General features: G+C 46.5%; 18 protein-coding genes. 8 read left to right on the top strand and 10 right to left on the bottom strand.

Annotation, left to right across the window (positions count from 1 at the left end; all coding sequences use genetic code 11):
• Positions 1 to 499: 499 nt before the first annotated feature.
• The 6 genes from MHI21_RS24460 to MHI21_RS24485 all read right to left on the bottom strand — a co-directional run bounded on the left by MHI21_RS24460 (position 500) and on the right by MHI21_RS24485 (position 8,264).
• The gene (locus MHI21_RS24460) at positions 500 to 1,480 is read right to left on the bottom strand and encodes a sugar ABC transporter permease (RefSeq protein ID WP_342419052.1); all 981 of its coding nucleotides are present in this window, start codon (positions 1,478 to 1,480) and stop codon (positions 500 to 502) included.
• 14 nt (positions 1,481 to 1,494) lie between these two features.
• Positions 1,495 to 3,162 carry an ABC transporter substrate-binding protein gene (locus MHI21_RS24465; RefSeq protein ID WP_165178024.1) on the bottom strand — a complete coding sequence of 556 codons (1,668 nt, stop codon included), beginning with the start codon at positions 3,160 to 3,162 and terminating at the stop codon, positions 1,495 to 1,497.
• 210 nt (positions 3,163 to 3,372) lie between these two features.
• Positions 3,373 to 5,136 carry a sensor histidine kinase gene (locus tag MHI21_RS24470; RefSeq protein ID WP_341162787.1) on the bottom strand — a complete coding sequence of 588 codons (1,764 nt, stop codon included), beginning with the start codon at positions 5,134 to 5,136 and terminating at the stop codon, positions 3,373 to 3,375.
• The gene (locus MHI21_RS24475) at positions 5,133 to 6,764 is read right to left on the bottom strand and encodes a response regulator (RefSeq protein ID WP_342419053.1); all 1,632 of its coding nucleotides are present in this window, start codon (positions 6,762 to 6,764) and stop codon (positions 5,133 to 5,135) included. Before MHI21_RS24475 ends, MHI21_RS24470 begins: the two co-directional genes overlap by 4 nt.
• Positions 6,765 to 7,034: 270 nt before the next feature.
• Positions 7,035 to 7,808 (bottom strand): class I SAM-dependent methyltransferase, encoded by a 774-nt coding sequence (locus tag MHI21_RS24480; RefSeq protein ID WP_341162786.1) that lies wholly within the window; start codon positions 7,806 to 7,808, stop codon positions 7,035 to 7,037.
• Positions 7,809 to 7,922: 114 nt separating this feature from the next.
• Entirely contained in the window at positions 7,923 to 8,264 is a 342-nt protein-coding gene (locus MHI21_RS24485) for a cupin domain-containing protein (RefSeq protein WP_103047231.1), read from the bottom strand.
• Between the two features lie 228 nt (positions 8,265 to 8,492).
• On the opposite strand from MHI21_RS24485, the gene MHI21_RS24490 reads away from it, so the two are divergent.
• The 4 genes from MHI21_RS24490 (at position 8,493) to MHI21_RS24505 (ending at position 11,897) form a co-directional block, all read left to right on the top strand.
• Positions 8,493 to 9,728 carry an FprA family A-type flavoprotein gene (locus MHI21_RS24490; protein WP_165178030.1) on the top strand — a complete coding sequence of 412 codons (1,236 nt, stop codon included), beginning with the start codon at positions 8,493 to 8,495 and terminating at the stop codon, positions 9,726 to 9,728.
• A gap of 36 nt (positions 9,729 to 9,764) precedes the next feature.
• On the top strand, positions 9,765 to 10,958 hold the full coding sequence (locus MHI21_RS24495; protein ID WP_342419054.1) for an FAD-dependent oxidoreductase: 1,194 nt from the start codon (positions 9,765 to 9,767) through the stop codon (positions 10,956 to 10,958).
• Between the two features lie 2 nt (positions 10,959 to 10,960).
• On the top strand, positions 10,961 to 11,131 hold the full coding sequence (rd, locus tag MHI21_RS24500; RefSeq protein WP_007432984.1) for a rubredoxin: 171 nt from the start codon (positions 10,961 to 10,963) through the stop codon (positions 11,129 to 11,131).
• A gap of 61 nt (positions 11,132 to 11,192) precedes the next feature.
• On the top strand, positions 11,193 to 11,897 hold the full coding sequence (locus MHI21_RS24505; protein WP_342420244.1) for a Crp/Fnr family transcriptional regulator: 705 nt from the start codon (positions 11,193 to 11,195) through the stop codon (positions 11,895 to 11,897).
• Positions 11,898 to 12,028: 131 nt separating this feature from the next.
• On the opposite strand, the gene MHI21_RS24510 is transcribed toward MHI21_RS24505, so the two are convergent.
• From MHI21_RS24510 to MHI21_RS24525, 4 genes are all read right to left on the bottom strand, one after another.
• Positions 12,029 to 13,792, bottom strand: a complete 1,764-nt coding sequence (locus MHI21_RS24510; RefSeq protein WP_165178034.1) for a glycosyltransferase 87 family protein — start codon at positions 13,790 to 13,792, stop codon at positions 12,029 to 12,031.
• A gap of 99 nt (positions 13,793 to 13,891) precedes the next feature.
• Entirely contained in the window at positions 13,892 to 14,602 is a 711-nt protein-coding gene (locus tag MHI21_RS24515; protein ID WP_341162783.1) for an MBL fold metallo-hydrolase, read from the bottom strand.
• Positions 14,603 to 14,960: 358 nt separating this feature from the next.
• Positions 14,961 to 15,602 (bottom strand): SDR family oxidoreductase, encoded by a 642-nt coding sequence (locus MHI21_RS24520; protein ID WP_076295206.1) that lies wholly within the window; start codon positions 15,600 to 15,602, stop codon positions 14,961 to 14,963.
• A 100-nt stretch (positions 15,603 to 15,702) separates the two neighbouring features.
• Positions 15,703 to 16,302: a TetR/AcrR family transcriptional regulator gene (locus tag MHI21_RS24525; protein ID WP_165178340.1), complete on the bottom strand. Its 600-nt coding sequence runs from the start codon at positions 16,300 to 16,302 to the stop codon at positions 15,703 to 15,705.
• Positions 16,303 to 16,544: 242 nt separating this feature from the next.
• Here MHI21_RS24525 and MHI21_RS24530 point away from each other — a divergent pair, with 242 nt between their 5' ends.
• From MHI21_RS24530 to MHI21_RS24545, 4 genes are all read left to right on the top strand, one after another.
• Positions 16,545 to 17,285, top strand: coding sequence for a phosphate ABC transporter ATP-binding protein (locus tag MHI21_RS24530; RefSeq protein ID WP_341162782.1), 741 nt, complete (start codon positions 16,545 to 16,547; stop codon positions 17,283 to 17,285).
• Positions 17,282 to 18,043, top strand: coding sequence for an iron export ABC transporter permease subunit FetB (gene fetB, locus MHI21_RS24535; protein WP_029518725.1), 762 nt, complete (start codon positions 17,282 to 17,284; stop codon positions 18,041 to 18,043). Before MHI21_RS24530 ends, fetB begins: the two co-directional genes overlap by 4 nt.
• A gap of 124 nt (positions 18,044 to 18,167) precedes the next feature.
• Complete coding sequence (locus tag MHI21_RS24540) at positions 18,168 to 18,455, top strand: general stress protein (protein WP_341162781.1); 288 nt, start codon at positions 18,168 to 18,170, stop codon at positions 18,453 to 18,455.
• 663 nt (positions 18,456 to 19,118) lie between these two features.
• Positions 19,119 to 20,021, top strand: a complete 903-nt coding sequence (locus MHI21_RS24545; RefSeq protein ID WP_342419055.1) for an AraC family transcriptional regulator — start codon at positions 19,119 to 19,121, stop codon at positions 20,019 to 20,021.
• Positions 20,022 to 20,165: the final 144 nt, after the last annotated feature.

Genomic DNA, 20,165 nt, shown 5'->3' on the forward strand with positions numbered 1-20,165 from the left:
AACTGTTATTTTGAGTGGTTATATTAGTGGCAATTGGAGTTAACCTTGGTAAAATATTATTGGTACTATAAGAAGTCATGTTTTAGTTCGTTTGATAAGGTTTTGATGAGGTCAGCGAAGCGGCCTGCTAAAAATCCACTGACTTGCACCTGTAGTATGCATGAGCATGCACCTTCTGTTACCACCACCACTAGCACAATCCTAAAAACAAGCGATAGCGAAGCTGAGCCAACCATGATGGCACATTTACCCAAGGAAGCGCGAGTCACGCGCCTTCCTTAAACTCTCCCCTTGCCACTACCCTCAGTTCTCAAAAAAAGTGACTTTACGGCGGGTAGCAGCGGAGCGGGCGGAATTGTTCTGAAGAAGCGGAGCGTTCGCCTTTATCCCCGGATTTTAACCTATGATCTTTATTCCAATAAGAAAATACGGGGATAACAGCGATCGGAAGAACAATCCGCACGCGGAGCGGCCTTCTCCCCCCATAACTCCCTTTATTCTAGAACAGCCTCTCCTCCCCTAACCGCTTCGCAATATGATTGGCGCTAAACAGTAAGATGAAGCTGACCACCGTTTTGAACATCCCAGCAGCAATGGAAAGCGAGAAATTACCCATCTGAATACCATATTTCAGCACGAAAATATCCAGATTCTCCGAGTAATCCACGTTCATGCCGTTGCCCAGTAAGTATTGCGGTTCAAAGCCGGATTCCAGTAAATTGCCAATGTTCATAATGAGCAGGATGATAAATACAGGCTTCAACCCCGGTAATGTCACATGCCAAATCCGCTGAAAACGCCCGGCTCCGTCCATCTCGGCTGCCTCATACTGCGAGGGATCAATCATCGTCATCGCGGCCAAATAAATGATGGTGTTCCAGCCGACATTTTTCCATACCTCCGATGCACCGAGAATGCCCCAAAAATAGCTTCCCTCGCCCAGCCATAGAATAGGCTCCTTAATCAACCCCAGCCACATCAGCACCTCATTGATGATGCCGCCATCCGCAGACAGCGCCGTACTGATGATGCTAGCCGCGACCACCCACGAAATAAAATGTGGCAGATAGCTGACCGTCTGCACGACCCGCTTGAACATGATCTGACGAAGCTCATTCAGCAAAATCGCTAATGTTATAGCGGTGACAAAGCCCAGCACCAGATTAATAAAGCTCATCGCCAGCGTATTGCGCATGACCCGCAGAAAGTGTTCATCCTGAAATAGAAAATGGAAATGTTTTAATCCGACCCATTGCTGATCGAGCAACTTGCGGGCAGGCTTAAAATCCTGAAAGGCAATCGTCCAGCCCCAGATGGGCAAATACTTGAAGATGAACAGCCAGATTAAAAAAGGGACGGACATCCATACCAGTGCCCGTTGCTGATTCAGCTTGTGCATAAATCCCCTAAAGCCGGTTCGCCGCGAGGGCGGCAACTGATCCGAGGAGATCGTGACAGGTGGTGGTGACGAGTGGCCCATAGCTGCTTCCTCCTTTACTTTTTACCGGGATTTTCGATTTTTTTGGCAACCTCCTTCGTGATCAGCTCCTCATACGCCTTTACATCCAGCTTGTTGAATTCAGTGGTGTATTCATTCCAAATCGCATCAAACTGCTCCGGTGCAGACAGCACCAAACGCGGGAAATATTTGCGCTGTAGGTCCCCCTTCTTTTGCTGGAAGAGCTGCGCAGTTGAGCCTTGAGCAATCGGAATACTCCAGGCCGGATACCATGGGCGCTCGTCAGGTGCGGAAAACATTTGCGAGAAGGACTCTACACCATAGACTTTTAGTAGCTTTTTATCTCCCTCGGTGTAGGACATACGCGCAACCTCAGGCTGCCGTCCGGGGCCAACCGAGTTGCCGTCAGGCAGGGTAGAACCGCTACCGTATCGCGGCCAACTGTATTCAAAATATTTGAACCCGAATGATTCGCGGAACGCGTCCTGACCAGTCTGTTTAATTTGCTCCTCAGTCCGGTAAAAGCGTCCTTTTTTATCTACATCATAGGTTTCTCCCTTGATTCCCCAGTTGGATAATATCTGGTTTTCGTCCGTCAGCAGGTTGTCAAAAAATTTGATGATACGCACCGGGTCCTTGGCACTGACCGTAATTCCTATGCCTCGGTTATTAACGAATGACGAAGGATCAATGTACTGATCCTTTATATTCTGGTCGTATACAACAGGCAGCCCTATATACTCCATATCATCATTGCCCGATTGCTTGGAAGCCTCCTGCAGATTATTCAGGGCCTGCCCCGCCTGCCAGCGGTAGTCGAAAAAGCCCAGCACCTTACCCGAGGTCAGCTTTGCCAAATATTGATCGTAATTGTCCACAAAGGACGATTTATCAAATAGGCCCTCTACATTGAGCTGATTTAGCTCTTTCAGATACCGCTTTGTGATTTCCATATCTCCATAATCCGTGGCCCGGTGTGTTTTCATATCAATAATCGTGCCGCCATCATTCGGATAGCCTGCCAGATGCATCGGTGCGTTCGTAAGAGCATAAAACCTATCCTGCGTGGTTAACGCCAGGTACCCAGTCAATCCCTCATCTGCATGCTTTTTCGCATAGTTACGAATCAGGGCTAAATACTCGTCAAGTGTTTTGATTTTTGGATATCCCGCTTCTTTTAATACCCTGCGTTGCACCCAAAAGGCTCCTTGCTCTAAGTTAGGCGCAGGTAAATAATCGCCTACCACCGCACTTAGCGGCAGAAAGTAAATGTTCCCATCCTCCGCCTTCATCAAGTTGTAGTACGGTCCATATACACGCTTAATATTGGGTCCATATTTGTCGATCAAATCATTCAGGGGAATAAAAGCCCCGGCATCCAGCAGCTTATCGATCGTGCCATCCGGTACTATCACATCCGGGTAATCGTTACTGGCAATAAATGTACCGATCTTCGTATTGGAATCACCCACCAAATGCTCCAGCTTCCAGTTTACCCCCGTCTGATCCTCCAGGATTTTGCCGATCCGCGTTTCATTGGTATTAGTGTCCCTCCCCGCAGTGGCATTAAAATACGTGAATGTGACCTTCTCCTTGCTATCTCCTGACGCCGGCTCCTTGCCCGAGCTCCCTGAGCAAGCAGCGATCATAGACGCCATCATAACCATTACCAGAGTGATGATTCCGAACCTTTTGCTTGTCATGCCAGACCCTCCCCTTTCGCCCTCTTTTGTCGATTGTGTGTGAATATCGTGCGCACGTACCTCAAGCACTGAAAATCCCGCACTACCTAAATTGTAAGCACTTTCATTTTATAAAATGCTGTTCATTTCGTTCACCTGTCAATCTAAAGGTGTTACTTAGAAAACTATAGGTAAAGGTCCTTCAAAGCAAAATAGGTACTGCTCTCCACCTCACTCCCGATCCGCAGGAATCCTAATTCGAATCTCCGTACCTTCGCCGGGTGCGCTGCGAATGGCAAACTCAAAGCGGCTCCCGTAGTAAATCTTAAGACGATAGATGACATTTTGCAGACCTATACGCTCACCCATTTCTTCCTGCCTTTGCATGTAACCATACAAGCGTTGTACCTGTTCCTCAGACATGCCCACCCCATCATCCCGAACCGTTAGAATCAGTTGTCCTTCCTCATGCTCAAAATGAATCTCAATGCGTCCTCCATGCTTTAGCGGCTCAATGCCGTGGATACTTGCATTTTCAACCAGTGTCAGCGCGACCATTTTGGGAAGCAGATTGTCCAAGTCTTCAGAGCGAGCCTGCACTTCGTACTGTATTCGCTCACCAAAGCGATATTGCTGAATTTCCAGAAAACAACGGATCAGCTCCAGCTCCTCCCGCAAAGTAACCCGATCCTTGTTCCACACCAGCGAATTGCGGAAAATCCGTGCCATGTTATGAATAATGCGCGCTGTCTCATCCTCATGCTTCATCAAGCTCCGCATGCGAATCGTCTCCAGTGCATTGAACAGAAAATGTGGGTTGATCTGACTGTGAAGTGCATTCAACTGGGCATGTCTGCGCTGAATTTCCAGATTTTTTCGCTGTATATCGGCCATATAGACATCGTTAATCAGTCGCTTTATTTTCAGCGTCATCCGATTAAACTCCCCTGTTAATTGCCCGATCTCATCTCGCGACTCTGTGCCGCGAATCAGCTCAAAATGCTGGTTTTTCACCTTTTTCATGTGCTTTAAAATACGATGAATCCTCACGTTCAACGAACGTGTAATCCAAATAATGATTAATGTAGGCAGCAGCATATTTACACAGGTTAACAAGAGCACAAAATTGCGGGATTCCTGCATTTCATACAGCACTGCATCTCTCGATACCGCAGCCACAATGCTCCAGCCATTCAGATTGCTCGTAAGCACATAATTTGTCTTGAACTCCATCGTGTCCTCGGGCAGCTTGAGAGTGTTATAGGCCACATTTTTGTGGTTTATATCCACTTTGGGGTCCGTTGTATATTCGATTCCCCCTCGTTCGTTCAGCAGAAAGAGACTTCCCTGCAAATTCAGGTTATTGAAAATCTCCCGAATGGACGACATTCGCAGTTCTATTTTCAGTATTTTTTCACGACCATTTTGGGAATAAAAGTAGTTCATCCGCCGAATCAGGCTAAAAGGGTACGTCTGTTCACCTGTACTGTCATCGGTACGTACAAATATAGGCTTGGACTGGCGTCCAGGCGAGATTTTGGTATACCATGGCAAACTTCTGACTCCCTCATCTATAAAGCTGATTCCCCCGGAATTCAGCAGCGTTGAATTATTGGTGTAGATCGTAATTCCACCTACGGAATGGTATGCAGGACTGTAAGTGTTGTTCAAGATATGACGTAAATAAGAGTCATAAGCGGCGATATAGTCAGCAGGGTGGGGATATGTTTCTTCCAATACCTCATTGAGCTGATGATCCGTATAAAAGATAGACGAGATTTCCATCGCATCTTCAAATTCACGGTAAAATTCAATTTTAATCTGTTCCAGTGCGCGCGAAATATCCTGCATACGCTGTTCCTTCACGTTTTGCGAGGTGACATGGTAAAAAATCAGATTGGTCAGCACTACAGGCGTAAAAACACAGAGAAAATAAAGCAGCAGCATTTTATCTCGCAGTCGTACATGATCAAGAGTCATTCTCAGCATCTTCATTCGCCGGCCCTCTCTGACTCGTTGCCAACAATCAGGCTGTTGCGGTATTCGCTTGGTGTGACATGCGCCATCTTTTCAAACTGGGTAACAAAATAGTCTGAACTGCCGAAGCCCACGCGCTCAGCAATTTCATAAATCCGCAGATCCGTCTGCCGCAACAAGCGTTTCGCCTCCTGAACGCGCAATTTCAGCAGAAATTCGTTAAAGTACACACCATACGTTTTTCTGAACAATTGACCGAGGTATACCGGGTTCATGTAAAAGCGAGCCGCAATACTTTTCAGGCTTATATTCTCGGCGGCATGCTGCTCAATGTAAGCACGGATGTGCTGGATGCCTCCTTGCTGACAATCCTTGCGCAGAACCCCGATATACCTTCCACTTTCCTCGGCAAAAGCTGTAAACAATCGCTGTAGTTCACCCAGGGACAGGTTCATGTCCTGCCAGTTCATCATCGGTTCTAGTGACTGAAGTGAGCGCTCATCTCCCTGCATGTTTTGAATGACCCGAACGATACTAAGTACGCACTGATGCAGACTCATTTTCATAGCCTCAGGAGCATAACACTCCTCCCGAAAGCTGCTAAATAAATAATCGACGGCCACACGCAGCTCATCCAACCGCAGTTCCTCAACTTGTTCCGTCAAGCGATCCAGTACGTCCTGAGGGATGGTCTTATAGTGAAGTGGTGGCATTTCCTCCTGTAGATATACAACAATACCGCCATGGTCATAAATGTATTTATGGAGCACTGCCTCCTTCGCACAGGCATAGGACTGCTGGATATCCTGCAACCGATTCACAGGCTTTCCTGCATAAATGAAAACTCGACTTCCCAGCTGATCTTTTAGTGTCTTCATCCCCTCTATCTCGCGTTGTAGCGCTTTCATAAAAACTTCGACCTTGCCTTCAAAACACTCCAAAAAGAAATCCGGTACGATAAGACCAATCCGGTTACGATGCTCATGAACATAGAGAGGGTACTTGCCATCCATTAACCGATGAAGCGCTTGCTCTATAAGCTCCCTGAATTGGAAAAGCGATAGCATGATATTATTGTCACTGGAGCGCCAGGGATGTTGGTCATTCAGCTCGACGAGTACATAGTACATATAAGTGGCTTCCCCAAGCCGTAGCTGCTGCTCCCACTGTGTCACCACTACATCATCCACTGGGTTCATCATCACAGTCTCTAACAGCCCACCTGCATGGTGATTCTGATATCGTTGCGCATTCTGCTGTTCACGATGCAGTCTTTCACTCAGCTTGCGCAATGTAGCCGAAAAGTCACCCTCATCAATCGGCTTAAGCATAAAATCATGAACCCCATAGCGGATTGCCTGCTGCGCATAAGCAAAATCACTATAGCCGCTTAAGATAATAAACGCGGGATGTTCTGTACTCTGTTCGAGCACAGACCGAATCAGCTCTAACCCGTCCAGCACAGGCATACGAATATCGGTAATGACCAGGTCCGGGTGAATACGGCTGATTAGCTCCAGCGCATCCTCACCGTTATCAGCTTCTCCTACGACTTCAAAACCACAGGCTTGCCAATCCATGAGTTGAAGCAGCCCTTTACGAGTAAAGGTTTCATCATCCACCACAATGGCTCGATGCAGCTTCATAACACGCTTCCTCCTTTTGAAGTATGCCTATTTTATTATTTTGGTTAACTATTCCAATGATCTCAGTCACTATGGTAATGTAAAACATCAGGAATTGGAAATTTTCGTTACGCGTATTATATGACGAACAGAGGGGTGCAAAGCATGCGCACGCCAGCGGCCAAACCAAAGCAGCAAATATACAAAAAGGAGACGAATCCCTGAATAGGGGTTCGTCTCCTTTTTTTCGTATTGCGTAAAAAGCTTTATTCTCTTATTCGTGAATTCAGGCTATCGCTCAGCGATGATGCTGACTGCTTGCAGATGGTCGGCGTACTTTACAAACTGCTTGCGCATACCCATAACCCTTGTCCGGGCAGCATGGTTACGCATAAGGTTAAAGGCAATTTTCCCAAATCTCAACCAGCCCTCGTCCTGAATGATACGTGGCAAATGCAATAAGTGCATGGGAACCGTATAGATTTTAACGACCTTAAAGCCTTCCTCTTTCAGTAACTGTTCCCACTCTGACACCGTCAACGGTGTCGCATTAACTCTCATGGATACAGCCAAATCCTTGTAAATTTGTTTTCTGAGCGCAGGCTCAATATGGTTAGAAGCAAGGCACATCTCATGAATAGCATACTTCCCACCTGCTTTCAAAAGCCGCCTGGCTTCCGAAATAATCTGCGCCTTCTTGGCCCTTGTGTGCATCGTCAGCATGGCTTCCCCATATACCACCGTCGCAGAGGCATCCGGCAACGGAACCTGTTCAGCATCGGCAATAATGACTTCCCGATTTGCTCCGCTTGCATACGTTTTTACGATAGAAGCCGCCTTCTCATTCTGTTCAATCGCAATATAACGACGGGGATTAAGCCGCAGTGTGATTTGGGCAGTTATACCCAATCCGGGGGCAAACTCAATAACCTCATCCTGCCCGGTTACGTCAAGTCCCTCTATCATCCAACGTGTCGTTTTTAACCCTCCGGGCCTAAGCACGCGCTTACCGAGACTTGCTAATATCCAGTGCCCTGGCACCTGTTTGTAATCTACTGTCTGCATTGGCTATTAACACCTCTTCTTAAAATTTGATAATGATATTCATTATCAATACGAGTGTAAAAAAAATAACCTTTTTCTTTTTTTTATATGAGCATGTTGCTGCTGTGTCCTCTTTTATATGTTCTGCGCATAGCTTTCACTTGGCGTTTGGGTCAACACTACATGCAGACTGGAATTTGCCTCTGCACCGCCACGATAGGAAAAGTGCTCATCTCCCGTAACATGAATGATATCCCCTTGGACAACTTCCGTTGCTTCGCCGTTCACAGTTACAATACCGCTGCCTTCAAGAACAAGCAAATATACATTCGCTCCTGGGTGATTATGTGTTGGCAACTCAGCATTAGGAGTAAAGTTGAGAATAAAAATTACATTGTCGGCTTCCTTATGCACAATTCGTTTTGTAAACGCAGCTTCCTTATATTCCTGAAATTGAATGAGATTTGATTTTTTCATATTGGTTCACGCTCCTGTTTGAAATTAAATTTGCTTAAGATGGATTAATACCTTTATTGTATTGGATTATTTCGCTCGACTTGTGATTGCAATCACAAAACTAAATTTAAGTGAAAATACTTTTAAAATATTTAAAAATTTGATTTCAATCATCTTTTTCATCGACACATCCAACTAGAATCGGATTATGCAAGATGCTAAAACAATAACAAGCAGGAGGTTATTCCTATGAAGCCCGGATTCAAGCTGGCAAAGGATATTTATTGGGTAGGAAAAATTGATAATCGTGAGGTTCCCTTTCATCGTCTTTTACTATCAAAGGGTACAACTTATAATGCATATCTATTAAAAACCGGAAAGCCAACCATTGTGGATACCGTGGATATGGCGTTCGGTAGAGAATTTGCCGAAGCTGTAACCGAATTGATCGATCCATTGGATATTCAATATATCATCGTCAATCACACGGAACCAGATCACTCGGGCGGATTGGCGGCACTTGCTTCCAAGGCAACGAACGCTACGATTGTCTGCACTGAGATTGCCGTTCCGGAAATTCAACAAATGTACAAGCTTCAGCATCGCAACTTCCTCGTAATCAAGGATGGGGATCAACTGGACATTGGAGGCAAAACGCTGCTGTTCAAAGAAACTCCTTATCTGCATACAGAAGAAACCATGATTACGTATTGTATAGAAGATAAAATCTTGTTCCCTTGCGATATTTTCAGTACACACGTGGCTGTAGAGCATCTATTTGCCGATGAGGCTGGTTTTGATATCACCGAGGACTTTATCGGATACTATCAGGCTATTATTCATCCACATCGCAGATATGTGCGTACATTAATCGAAGCTGTTGCCGATCTGGATATTGAGATGATTGCACCTTCCCACGGCTTCGCGATCCGACATGATATTGCCAAGTTTATTGATTTGTACGCCTCTATGAGTACCGAAACCAAGGAGGATAAAAAAGTAGCGATTGTCTATGCCACCCTAAAAAATAATACTAAAAAAATGGCAAACATCCTGAAGGACTGCTTTTTGGAGAACCAAATCAAGGTGGAGCTATGGGACGTGGATAAAGCGGATGAAACGGAAATATTGAATAGTATTGCCTCAGCAGATGCTGTGTTCATTGGTAGCTCTACTAAATATGCCGATATGACGGGCAAATTGGAAGACCTATTGCAACAAATGCAAAAGATGAATCTGGAAGGCAAGCTGGCTGCTGCCTTTGGTTCCTACGGTTGGAGCGGGGAAGCCATTGAAGTTGTACAGGATTACTTGAACGGTACTAATATGAAGGTCCAAAGCACTTCAGATGTAATCAAATCAACGGGTATGACCCATGTGGAATTCCCGGTACGTATTCGTTTCTCTCCTACAGAAGTTGAAAAAGTGAAAAAAATTAAAAATGCCGCTGAATTTGTCTCAGATCTACTGCTTAGTGTTATTTAAAACACAGTAGCGTATAGCGAATAGGAGAGATACTGAATGGGTAACCAACATTACGTTATTATCGGAGGCAGTGTCGCCGCCGTCAACGCGGCAAAAGCGATTAGAGATCATGATGAGCTGGCCGAAATTTCTATTTACGGGGAGGAAGCATCCTTTCCGTATAACAGAGTCAAACTTTCCAAGGGACTATTTACTGATTTGCACAGTGACAAAATCCTGATCAAAAAGGAAAAATGGTTTGCCAATCAACGAATTCATGTGTATTCCGGCATCAAGATAACCGAGATACATCCAAAGGACTGTACTATCAAAACAATAGATGGACAAACCGTTGCTTATGACAAGCTGCTGCTGTGTACAGGAGCTCACAACCGTAAGCTTGTGCTAGATGGGGCTTCTCTAAGGAACGTCCATTCTATCCGTTTTCGACAAGATGCAGATAGCCTTAAAGCGGAATTGCGACAGGGAGACCGGATATGTATCATCGGCGGCGGTATTCAAGGCGTGGAAACCGCCTGGTCCTTCCAGCAAGCAGGGTATGCTGTAACCATACTGGAAGCTTCGCATCGGCTTATGCCCCGCCAGCTAGATGAAAAGGCCTCCGCTATTTTGACCGATCAAATGACCGAACGGGGTACTCAGATCAACCTTGGGCAAGGCGTAAAACGTATTAAAGGCACAGATCACGTAGAAGGTGTGGAACTACAGGACGGCTCTGTTATCCCTTGCGAGCATGTCGTGTACTCTATCGGAATTGTACCGAATACGGAGCTTGCTCGCCAAATCGGCCTTGATATTGGACAAGGCATTCTGGTGAATGCGCAGATGGAGACCAGCTCCGCCAATATCTATGCAGCAGGTGATGCAGCCGAATTTCAGAGTAGAGTAGATGGGTTATGGGAAAGCGCAATGGAGCAGGGAAAAATAGCAGGCGCTAATATGGCGGGCGCATCCGTCAGCTATCAGCGTCCCCTCCCTGTAACCCTTTCGAACTGCTATGAATCTCCTCTCTTTTCCATCGGTCTGGTAGATGAACAATTCTGCGACACCAGCCTGATTATTAAAAATCGAGCTTCTTATACACGTATGTTCATACAAAACGGCTCTATCTGCGGCGTGATTGGCTTTGGAGATGCCCTTGCTTCACTACCATACAAAACAGCCATCATGCAGGGACTCAAACCGGACGCACCAGAGCTTACAAAAATTTTGAATGACAAGGAGAACTAGAGATGAAAAAATATGTTTGTCAGCCCTGTGGATACATTTATGATCCTGCTATCGGTGACCCCGATGAAGACGTTATGCCTGGTACAGCGTTTGAGGATCTTCCAGAAGACTGGGTTTGTCCCGTCTGCGGTGAGGATCAAAGTCATTTTGCCCCAATAGATGATACAGAATAACAACCATGCGCTATAACCTGTAGTTTCCGGTTTATGAATGGAGTGAATGAATGTGAATGAGATGTCCTGTCCCTGCCAGTGCGAAAAGGAGCCCTGTGCCCGCAAAGTGCCTATCTTTTCCTCTTTGTCCTGCGAAGATTTGTGTAAGGTCAGCTCCATGATCCGACACCGAAAATATCAGAAGGGTGAAGCCCTGATTATCGAGGAACAAGCATCCGATACGCTGTACATTATTAAAAGCGGGCATGTCAAGCTGCTGAAGATGACGCCTCAGGGCAAGGAGCAAATTCTGCACATTCTGACAACTGGCGATTTTTTTGGCGAGTTGAACATATTTAACAGCGATGAGCTGAGTAACTTTAGTGCGTATGCCTTAAAAGATACTGATATTTGTATGCTCACCAAGGATGATATGGAGCAGTTGATCCGCAACAATCCCGATATCTCTTTGAAGCTGCTCAAAACCATTACTAAACGCTTGGCACATACCGAAAACCTGGCTCAAAGCCTAGCTACCAAAGACCCGGAAATCCGCATCGCCTATATGATTCTTGAGCTTGGACATAAATATGGCAAGCCGGATGGTTCCTACATTAAAATAAACCTCCCCCTTTCACGCGAGGAAATGGCTAATTATGTGGGTGTCACCCGCGAAACCATCAGTCGCAAAATCGTAAAATTTGAACAGCTGGGGATTATTCATAGCAGGGGTACAAGAGAGATTACCATCTGCGATGTACAGAAACTGAACGAATATATGGATTGAGACACATAGATACAATGTTACTCTAACATGAGGACAACAAAAAACCGCTTCTTTAACTTATGGATTGCAGTTGATCTATCAACCACTTCCATTTCGTTAAAAGGCGGTTTTTTAGCATATTTTATACTCCACTAACTATCAATTGTCGTGTTTACACCTTGGGAAGACGCTCCCCATGCAGGCTGCGCTGAAGGAAGTTCTGGCGAAACTCTGTCTGTAGAAGGAGCAGTCTCAATCGTGGTCGATTTGGAGCAATCCCGCACTACTTTGACCAAATACCCAAACAACAACACATTCAACAATGATGTCACACACAAAATAATACCGTATTGATCCCGAGAGTTGGAGCTATAGAAAATATCAAAGGTGTTCAGGAAAATCGTAAGACTGAATCCACCCGCAAGCCACAAAAATCTGCGGTCTCGTAAATACAGATACGCCAGTACAGCTAACGCGGCCGCAGGGAACAAGTACCGTTCATGCATGCTGGAAGCGAAGGTAAATACACCTGCAATGAGCACCAGCGCAGCTGCTGCTGCAAATTGTGGTTTGCGACTGCGGATATACATCCACCATGTAAATAGAGTCAACAACACAATGCAGATCATACCCCATGTATGGTAACTGAACAGGAACAGCGTTGTAGTGTCCTGCGTATAATTGCCACCAATCAGTGCAAAAAAGTTATACGCGTTCACCGAAGCATACGGATATTCGCCAACCGTTCCCTTGTATAGATCTAGCAGCCATAACGGCTCCTGCCCCCACGAAAATGGCAATATGACCAGAATGGTCGTCACAACGGCACCGCCAATGGACAACAGCCAAGGCTGTATTTTACGTTGTCTCAGCAACTCAAAGAACAAAACAGGCCCATAAATAATCCCCTGCGGCTTCATCAATACGGCTACCGTAAACAATACGGCGGACCAGCCGACCCGGTTTTCCACAAGCAGCACAATCATGCCCACAATCAGCATAGTAAAGAAAGAATCTACCTGCCCCCAGAAGGTCGAATTGATAAACACCGCCGGGTTAAACACGTAGAATATAGCCAATCCAAGGCTTATTCCATAGCCGACCCGTTTGCTCGCCAACCGGTACAGCATGTACGCTGTCACGATATCGGCTAATATATTGGGAAGCCGCAGCAGCACGGACATATAGGGACTGAAAGCATCCGTAGAGCCGATTTGACCGATCACATATAAAATATAAATATAGAACGGCGGATAATCACTTGATCCGTTCGTGTAAAAGCCCGATAAGCTATCCGCTGCTGTCGTAGCCCAGTTCCGGAATAGCATTAAATCCATGTGACCCGAAATCCATGGGGCGATCGCCATTCTTAAAAAGAAACCCACACCCAGCACAGTCCACAGCATCAGTCCTCGATTACGTTCCCCGAGCTTCCATTCACGAGCCCGAAACCGGTACGCAATAAACACGAACGTACCGAAGAACAAAGCGGCGAAAATCGCCAGCGGAGTAGCATAAGCAGATGAGGAGTTCCCACTTCTTCCACCACCCATACCACCGCCAGGACCGCCCATGCCATATCCGTTACCAGACATGCCACCGGGGCCTCTGTGCTGTCCGTCTCTGGCAACACCACTGCCGCTCGATACAGACGTATCATTCCCGGTCGTTGTACCTTTGTCACCCGATGTCGATGTCCCCTCAGTGGAGGAGTTGGTAGGTTGTCCCGCCCCCCTCATACCTCCGCCAGGTCCGCCCCCTCCCCCAAACCCGCCGGATGGGCCCTGCCTAACAGCCGCAGACTGGGACGCGGAGCTACCTGAATAACTCCATAACGAAACGACACTAGCGACAGCACACAATATGAGACTACATAGAAGTATATATTTCAGACCGTTCGCTTTCCAAACGTTCAAATCCGATGCACCTCTCTCTGTTTCTATTTTCCCATATTGTATCTGCCTTAGCTTAGGACTTTGTGAGTTCTGGCTGAATGTTGGCTGAATACCGAATCATCATACTGAAGATTGTCGTTCCATCTCCATAATCGCCCTTTCCAGCTGAGATTGCGGATGCTTCAGCATGTTGCCGTGACCGACAGCTAATAAAGATGGATTGAAACTCGCCAGCTTTTTGGCGCTTTTCAGCGAAATTCCCTTGTTCCAGGTAGCCAGTGCCGGAAAAGGAAACAGCGGCTTAAGCCTTCCCGATACCGCTATACCACCTCGGGTCTGAAAGGCGTCGCCTGCAATTAGCGCTCGGGTGCGAGTATCCAAAAATGCCATCGAGCCCGGCGTATGTCCTGGTGCACTGATCGCCAACAGCGAACCTACATGATCCCCATCCTCCAGTAAAACGTCAGGCTGGGTAAGGATATGCTTCGGTACATCGCCTCGAATAGGAGTATCCGGTTCTCCTGTCTCCAACGATACATCGCCCTGTAGCAGCGGTGCGTCCCGCCTGGAAATGAACACTTGCGCGTCAGGATACCTTGCCTTGAGCTTATCCAACGCACCCACATGATCCCCATGGGCATGGGTAAGTGCAATTCGAATAATCGGCTGCCCGATCCGCGCCGCAGCCTGCGCTATACCACGGGTACTGTATGGCAATCCGGCATCTACCAAGGTGAGCCCCTCTTTCTCCTCCACCAAATAACAGTTCACCGGGAACAGCCGGGGCATAAACGTCAATTGATACACATGCTGCACCTGAACAATACGCATTTATCTCATCTCCTTGACTTAATTATAAACTAATTATATTAGTATTATAAATAATATAATTAGTTTTAAGCAAATACTTTTGCTGCTATTCAGCTGGAGTTGGAGCTTGGAACTGCTACGGGGACGGCCGTACTGAGAAAACAGCAAAAAGCATCCCCGGGACTCTGCCCCCGGGGATGCCTCTCAAAACAAGAATTCATCTTTTCCTCCTGTTATTAATAACGAAGCCTTCTTGGCTATTTCCTCTTTATCAAACGGAGTAATTCCAGATGACCATAAAGCGAGAAGATGACCATTGTGCCCGTCTTCTCGCTTTATGGTCATTTATAAGCGTCCTCTGCAACAACTTCATCCGTAATTACAGCCGGATTGCCTCAGCAATAGGCGTACTGCCAGACACCAGATTAATTGCACGTTGATACGTCTGCTGTTCCTCCAGCGCTGCTACCACCGCTGCCGCCACATCTTCACGAGAAATGGTGTGGCTGGTGAGCTCCTCACCGGTAGCAACTTTGCCGGTGCCCACATCATCCGTCAGACCACCCGGACGAAGAATCGTGTAGTCCAGGTTGCTCGCTTCCAACAGGCGGTCAGCGTAATGCTTCGCCACATAATACGGTTTAATGGATTCAGGCCACTGCTCCCGATTCTCCGCATGTAGGGCGCTGACCATAACGAAGCGCTGGATACCCGCTTGTTCGGCGGCTTCCATCGCCTTGACCGCTCCATCCAGGTCGATAAGCAGTGTTTTATCCGCTCCTGTTTTTCCACCGGAGCCTGCTGTGAATACGACAGCATCGCTGCCCTTTATAGCTGCGGCAATATCACCAACCGTCCCTTCGAGGTCAGCTACCACCGTTTCTGCTCCCAAACGTTCAAGCGCTTCGGCCTGATCCGAATGGCGGATCAACGCCTTTACGCGATGCGATTTATTCTGCCCCAGTAGGCGAACAAGATGTCTGCCTACTTTTCCATTTGCGCCAATCACCAGTACGTTCACTCATACCCCTCCTGTATTCGCAGTCTCTCATCTACATTATACAGATGTATTTTACCCTTCGGGTCTGCGACGCAATCATGTTAGCTGCATCAGGTTGAAATCAGACTTCTTTGGTAAGCTCGACATCTCTCTTTTGCCGCACACGCAGACCTGCCAAAAAGGTAGCCATCATCACCTCAATGCTCCGATCCACTTCCACAGGTAAACCAAAGCCGCCCTTTTGTTCAAGCGAGGCAAATCCATGAAGCAGACTACGGAATCCCCTCGCTGCATGAATGCAATCTTCTTCCTTAAAGCCATAACCACTGGACAGGACGGTAATGACCAGCTCGGCCACGCGATCCGCAGCCTGCCTCATTTCGGTATCATTTCGATCAGTTGCATACAGCATCGCTTCATACAAACCTGGTCGCTCGCGAGCATACCGCATATACGCCTTCCCCATAGCGGTCAGTGCATCTTCGCCCGCTCTACCAACCGCTGCGCTCATCAAAGTTTCCTCCAACTGTTCGAGACTGTGCAATGCCAGTACTTGGCGCAGTCCGTTCAATCCGTTCACGTGGTTATACAAGGACGGAGGGCGAATGTGCAGCTTTTGCGCCAGCGTGGTGAGCGTGACATCCCCCATCCCTTGTTCATTGGCAATGTCCTCGGCAGCCCGCAGGATATCTTGCAGTTTTACTCCGTTTCTAGGCGACATCATCCTGTCCCCTTCCATCGAATTTCTATGTAATCCAGTTCCTTATACATATACAGAGTCGATCCAGATTCTATTTTAACTAATCCTGTTAGTTTATACAAAGAAAATGCCGTTTACAACAGCCAACCTGCATCGAACCTTTATAGAAGAGCATAGCAGTCATTACTGATATAATAAAAAATAAGATCATAAAACGGATCTAATCCCTTTCCCGATCCCCTACAAAGGAGCTAGCTATATTTATGGAACTCAATCCATTTCCAGCTATTGAATTCAATCACATTATCAAATATTTCGCCGGGTCTGGACAGCAACGTGCTGTTCTGAACGGGATTACGGCAAAAGTTTCCCCCGGCAAAATCACCACGTTGGTCGGTCCATCAGGGGCTGGTAAAAGCACGTTGCTTTCACTGTGCAACCTCCTAATGACACCAGATGAAGGGGATATCCGTGTCCTCGGCAAACCTATATCGGAGTGGGAGATCCCTGAACTGAGACGGAAAGTAGCATTGGTTTTTCAGGATGCCCCCATGCTTCAGGGAACGGTCCTATACAATCTCCAAACCGTAGAACGGCTGCACGGTACGGTGCTGGATGATCCTGCCGGCCTGTTGGAACGCGTAGGACTTACTCGCGACCTGTTGGAGCAGAAGGCGCAGGAACTGTCCGGCGGACAAAGACAGCGCTTGGCCTTGGCGCGGACACTCGCGAACCGCCCGGATATTTTACTGCTGGATGAGATTACTTCTGCACTGGACCCTGCCTCGGTCAAAGAGGTTGAGGAACTGCTGCTGCAAATGAACAAAAAAGAGGGAACAACGATGATCTGGATTACGCATCATATGGAACAAGCCCGCAGGGTAGGCCACGAAACATGGCTGATGATCGACGGAAGACTGGTAGAACAAGCGGATACGGAGACGTTTTTTAATGCTCCGCAGCATAGTGAGACCCGCAGGTTTGTAGCAGGAGAATGGGTATGACGATTGTTGCCTTGATTCTCTCTCTCGGTTTTGTATTTATCGCTATCGTCATGTCCAAATCCTTCAAACTCGGTCTGGACCGAGACATGATCATCGCCACGATCAGAGCGTCGGTCCAACTGCTGGCGATTGGATATGTATTGCATTTGATTTTTGGGATGCAAAGCTACGGATTTATCGTATTATTCATTCTGCTCATGATTACCGTAGCCTCACAAAATGTTGCGCGCAAAGGACGATTTATCCCCGGTCTCATGTGGAAGTCATTCCTGACACTGCTGTGTGTGGAAATCGTTACACAAACATTTCTCATTGGCCTGCATATCATTCCTGCGACAGCCCGATATATGATTCCGATTAGCGGCATGATCATTGGCAGCTCCATGATTTTGTCCAGCCTGCTGGTGTCCCGGCTCAAGTCGGAAGTCCTGCTGCGCAAGCCTGAAATCATGCTCATTCTGGCGCTAGGCGGCACGCCTAGACAAGCCATCTTCCCTATACTCAAGGATTGCATACGTTCCAGTATGATTCCAACCATCGAGGGGCAAAAAACGTTAGGGCTGGTCCAGCTTCCCGGCATGATGACCGGACAAATCATCGCAGGTGCCAATCCGATTGCCGCCGTGCGTTTGCAATTGCTAATTGTATTCACTACCATGACCTCTGCTATTTTGACCAGCGTGCTGCTCAGCCTGTTCATTTATCCGGCATTATTTAACCGCCAGCAACAACTGCACACAGAAGCATGGGAACGCTGACCGAGGCGGATATATCCAGTTATTTACCATTTTCTATAAAAAAAATAGAATGTTTAATTCCTGACATGACGGTTAATAGATACACGTACCCGCTTTACTAAAATTCGATGAGGAGTGATTGAACATGGCTAACAACAACCAAAATGGCAAACTGAGTCGCGAAGAGGCAGGACGTTTAGGTGGAGAAGCTACTGCTAAAAATCACGACAAAGAATTTTATCAGGAGATTGGCGAAAAAGGTGGCGAAGCTACTGCCAAAAACCATGACAAGGAATTCTATCAAGAAATCGGACGCAAGGGCGGCGAAGCCCGTGGCAATTCAGACCAAAGTGATAGCGACGGGAAAATGAGCAGGGAAGAAGCAGGCCGCAAAGGCGGCGAGGCCCGCGCCCGTCAGCGTAGAAATAACTGACAATAGGGAGTATATGGTCAGTGCAATTGCAATGTAGAGGCACAGACTGCATATAAACATGAAGTATAGTGGACGTTTATGTTATAAAAGCCTATCTGCCGGAACAACGGCAGATAGGCTTTTTGTGTGAAAGTTACTTTCGTCAACCGATCATACACCTTACAATATACATAAACAGGTTAAATAACCAATCATACATATTTTATTACAAATGAAAGAATGGATTATGGGAGGTTTGCGCGAATGTTGATTACAAAGAATAAAACGGCTGCAACTATTTTAAGAATTATATTTTTTTCACTGATTTTCAGCTGGATTTATTATTATTCAGATCATCACTCAGCAGAAACCGCTAAATTAGTTAAAACTACATGTCATACAGAGAGATGCTTCTAGCGGAGGTGAATATAAAGAATTATATATTTCCTCAAAGTCTGTGATCCCTCCTCTGGTTATAGGCAAACCATATTATTTCGTATCTGATCAAAGGTACTTTCAACGCCCATATATCCGTTATGTAGAGGAGTAAAATAGAACAAGACAACAAGGACTAACATAGCCCTTGACTAAAGCTTCATGAATAATACAAAAGAGTGCATGCAACTCAAGTCAAATATTCCTGTATTCCGGCTGTTAAGATGGAGTCGAAAGGAGGGAACCCTCGTGTACGAATGGAACGAAATGGTTCAGCTCATGATCGATTGGATTGATAATAATCTTACTTCAGCACCTTCGTTGTTGAGAATGTCCGATCAGTTAGGCTACTCCCCTTACTACTGTACAAAACAGTTTCATTCTCTTACAGGAATGACGTTAAGGGATTATGTGTGGATGCGCCGGATTAGCCGTGCTGCACTGGAACTCCGGGATAGCAATGTCCGCATCCTCGATGTTGCAGTAAAGTATGGGTTTTCTTCACAGGAGGCTTTTACACGGGCATTTGTAAAAGCGTTTGAGGTAACTCCGGCTGTATACCAGAAGGAGCCCCGACCTATTCCGTTGGCCATTCGTGTTGAGGTATTCTCTCCTTATCATTACCATTTGAAGGAGCGGGATAAGATGGTTAAGGATCATTTGCAAGAAGCTGAAGTCAAAATCGAGCATATACCAGCACACAAATTTATTGGAATCTGGGATACTTCTTCTCGAAACTACGGCGATTTCTGGAGAAACGGTCACAATTGTGATGAAATTTGCGGAACATTGGAAAGCATGTCTCATCTCAAACTTTCCGAACAATTGGGTCAAACTGCGGGCTGGTTTTATCAGGATGGTCAGAAGGGCTATCTCTATGGAATACCGGTTGCCGCTGACTATGCCGGAGAGATTCCCGCAGGAATGAAGTGCCGGGACATCCCCGAATCAGATTACCTGGTGTTTTTCCACCCACCCTTCAATTATTTAAAAAACAATGGAGACGTTATGAGAATGGTGGAGGAGAAGGCTTGGAACTTTGACCCTAGCAGCCTGGGGTATGAATGGGATGAGGAAACAAAGCAGGATTATCAGCGGCATTTCCCAGAAGGATACGGATACGCAGTGTTACGTCCAGTGAAAAAAGTGTAGGGGAAAAAAAACAATAAGCCTCTACGATCAGGATGCCGTTCATCGTCTTGCTAAAGTTTGTTAAAAAATAGTAACAGTCTATTACTAACGGGTTCCGTTTTGAGGTGCAATACACATTGAATTGGCATTGTGGACACAATACGA

The organism is Paenibacillus sp. FSL H8-0168 (assembly GCF_038592955.1).
Taxonomy (GTDB): domain Bacteria; phylum Bacillota; class Bacilli; order Paenibacillales; family Paenibacillaceae; genus Paenibacillus; species Paenibacillus polymyxa_B.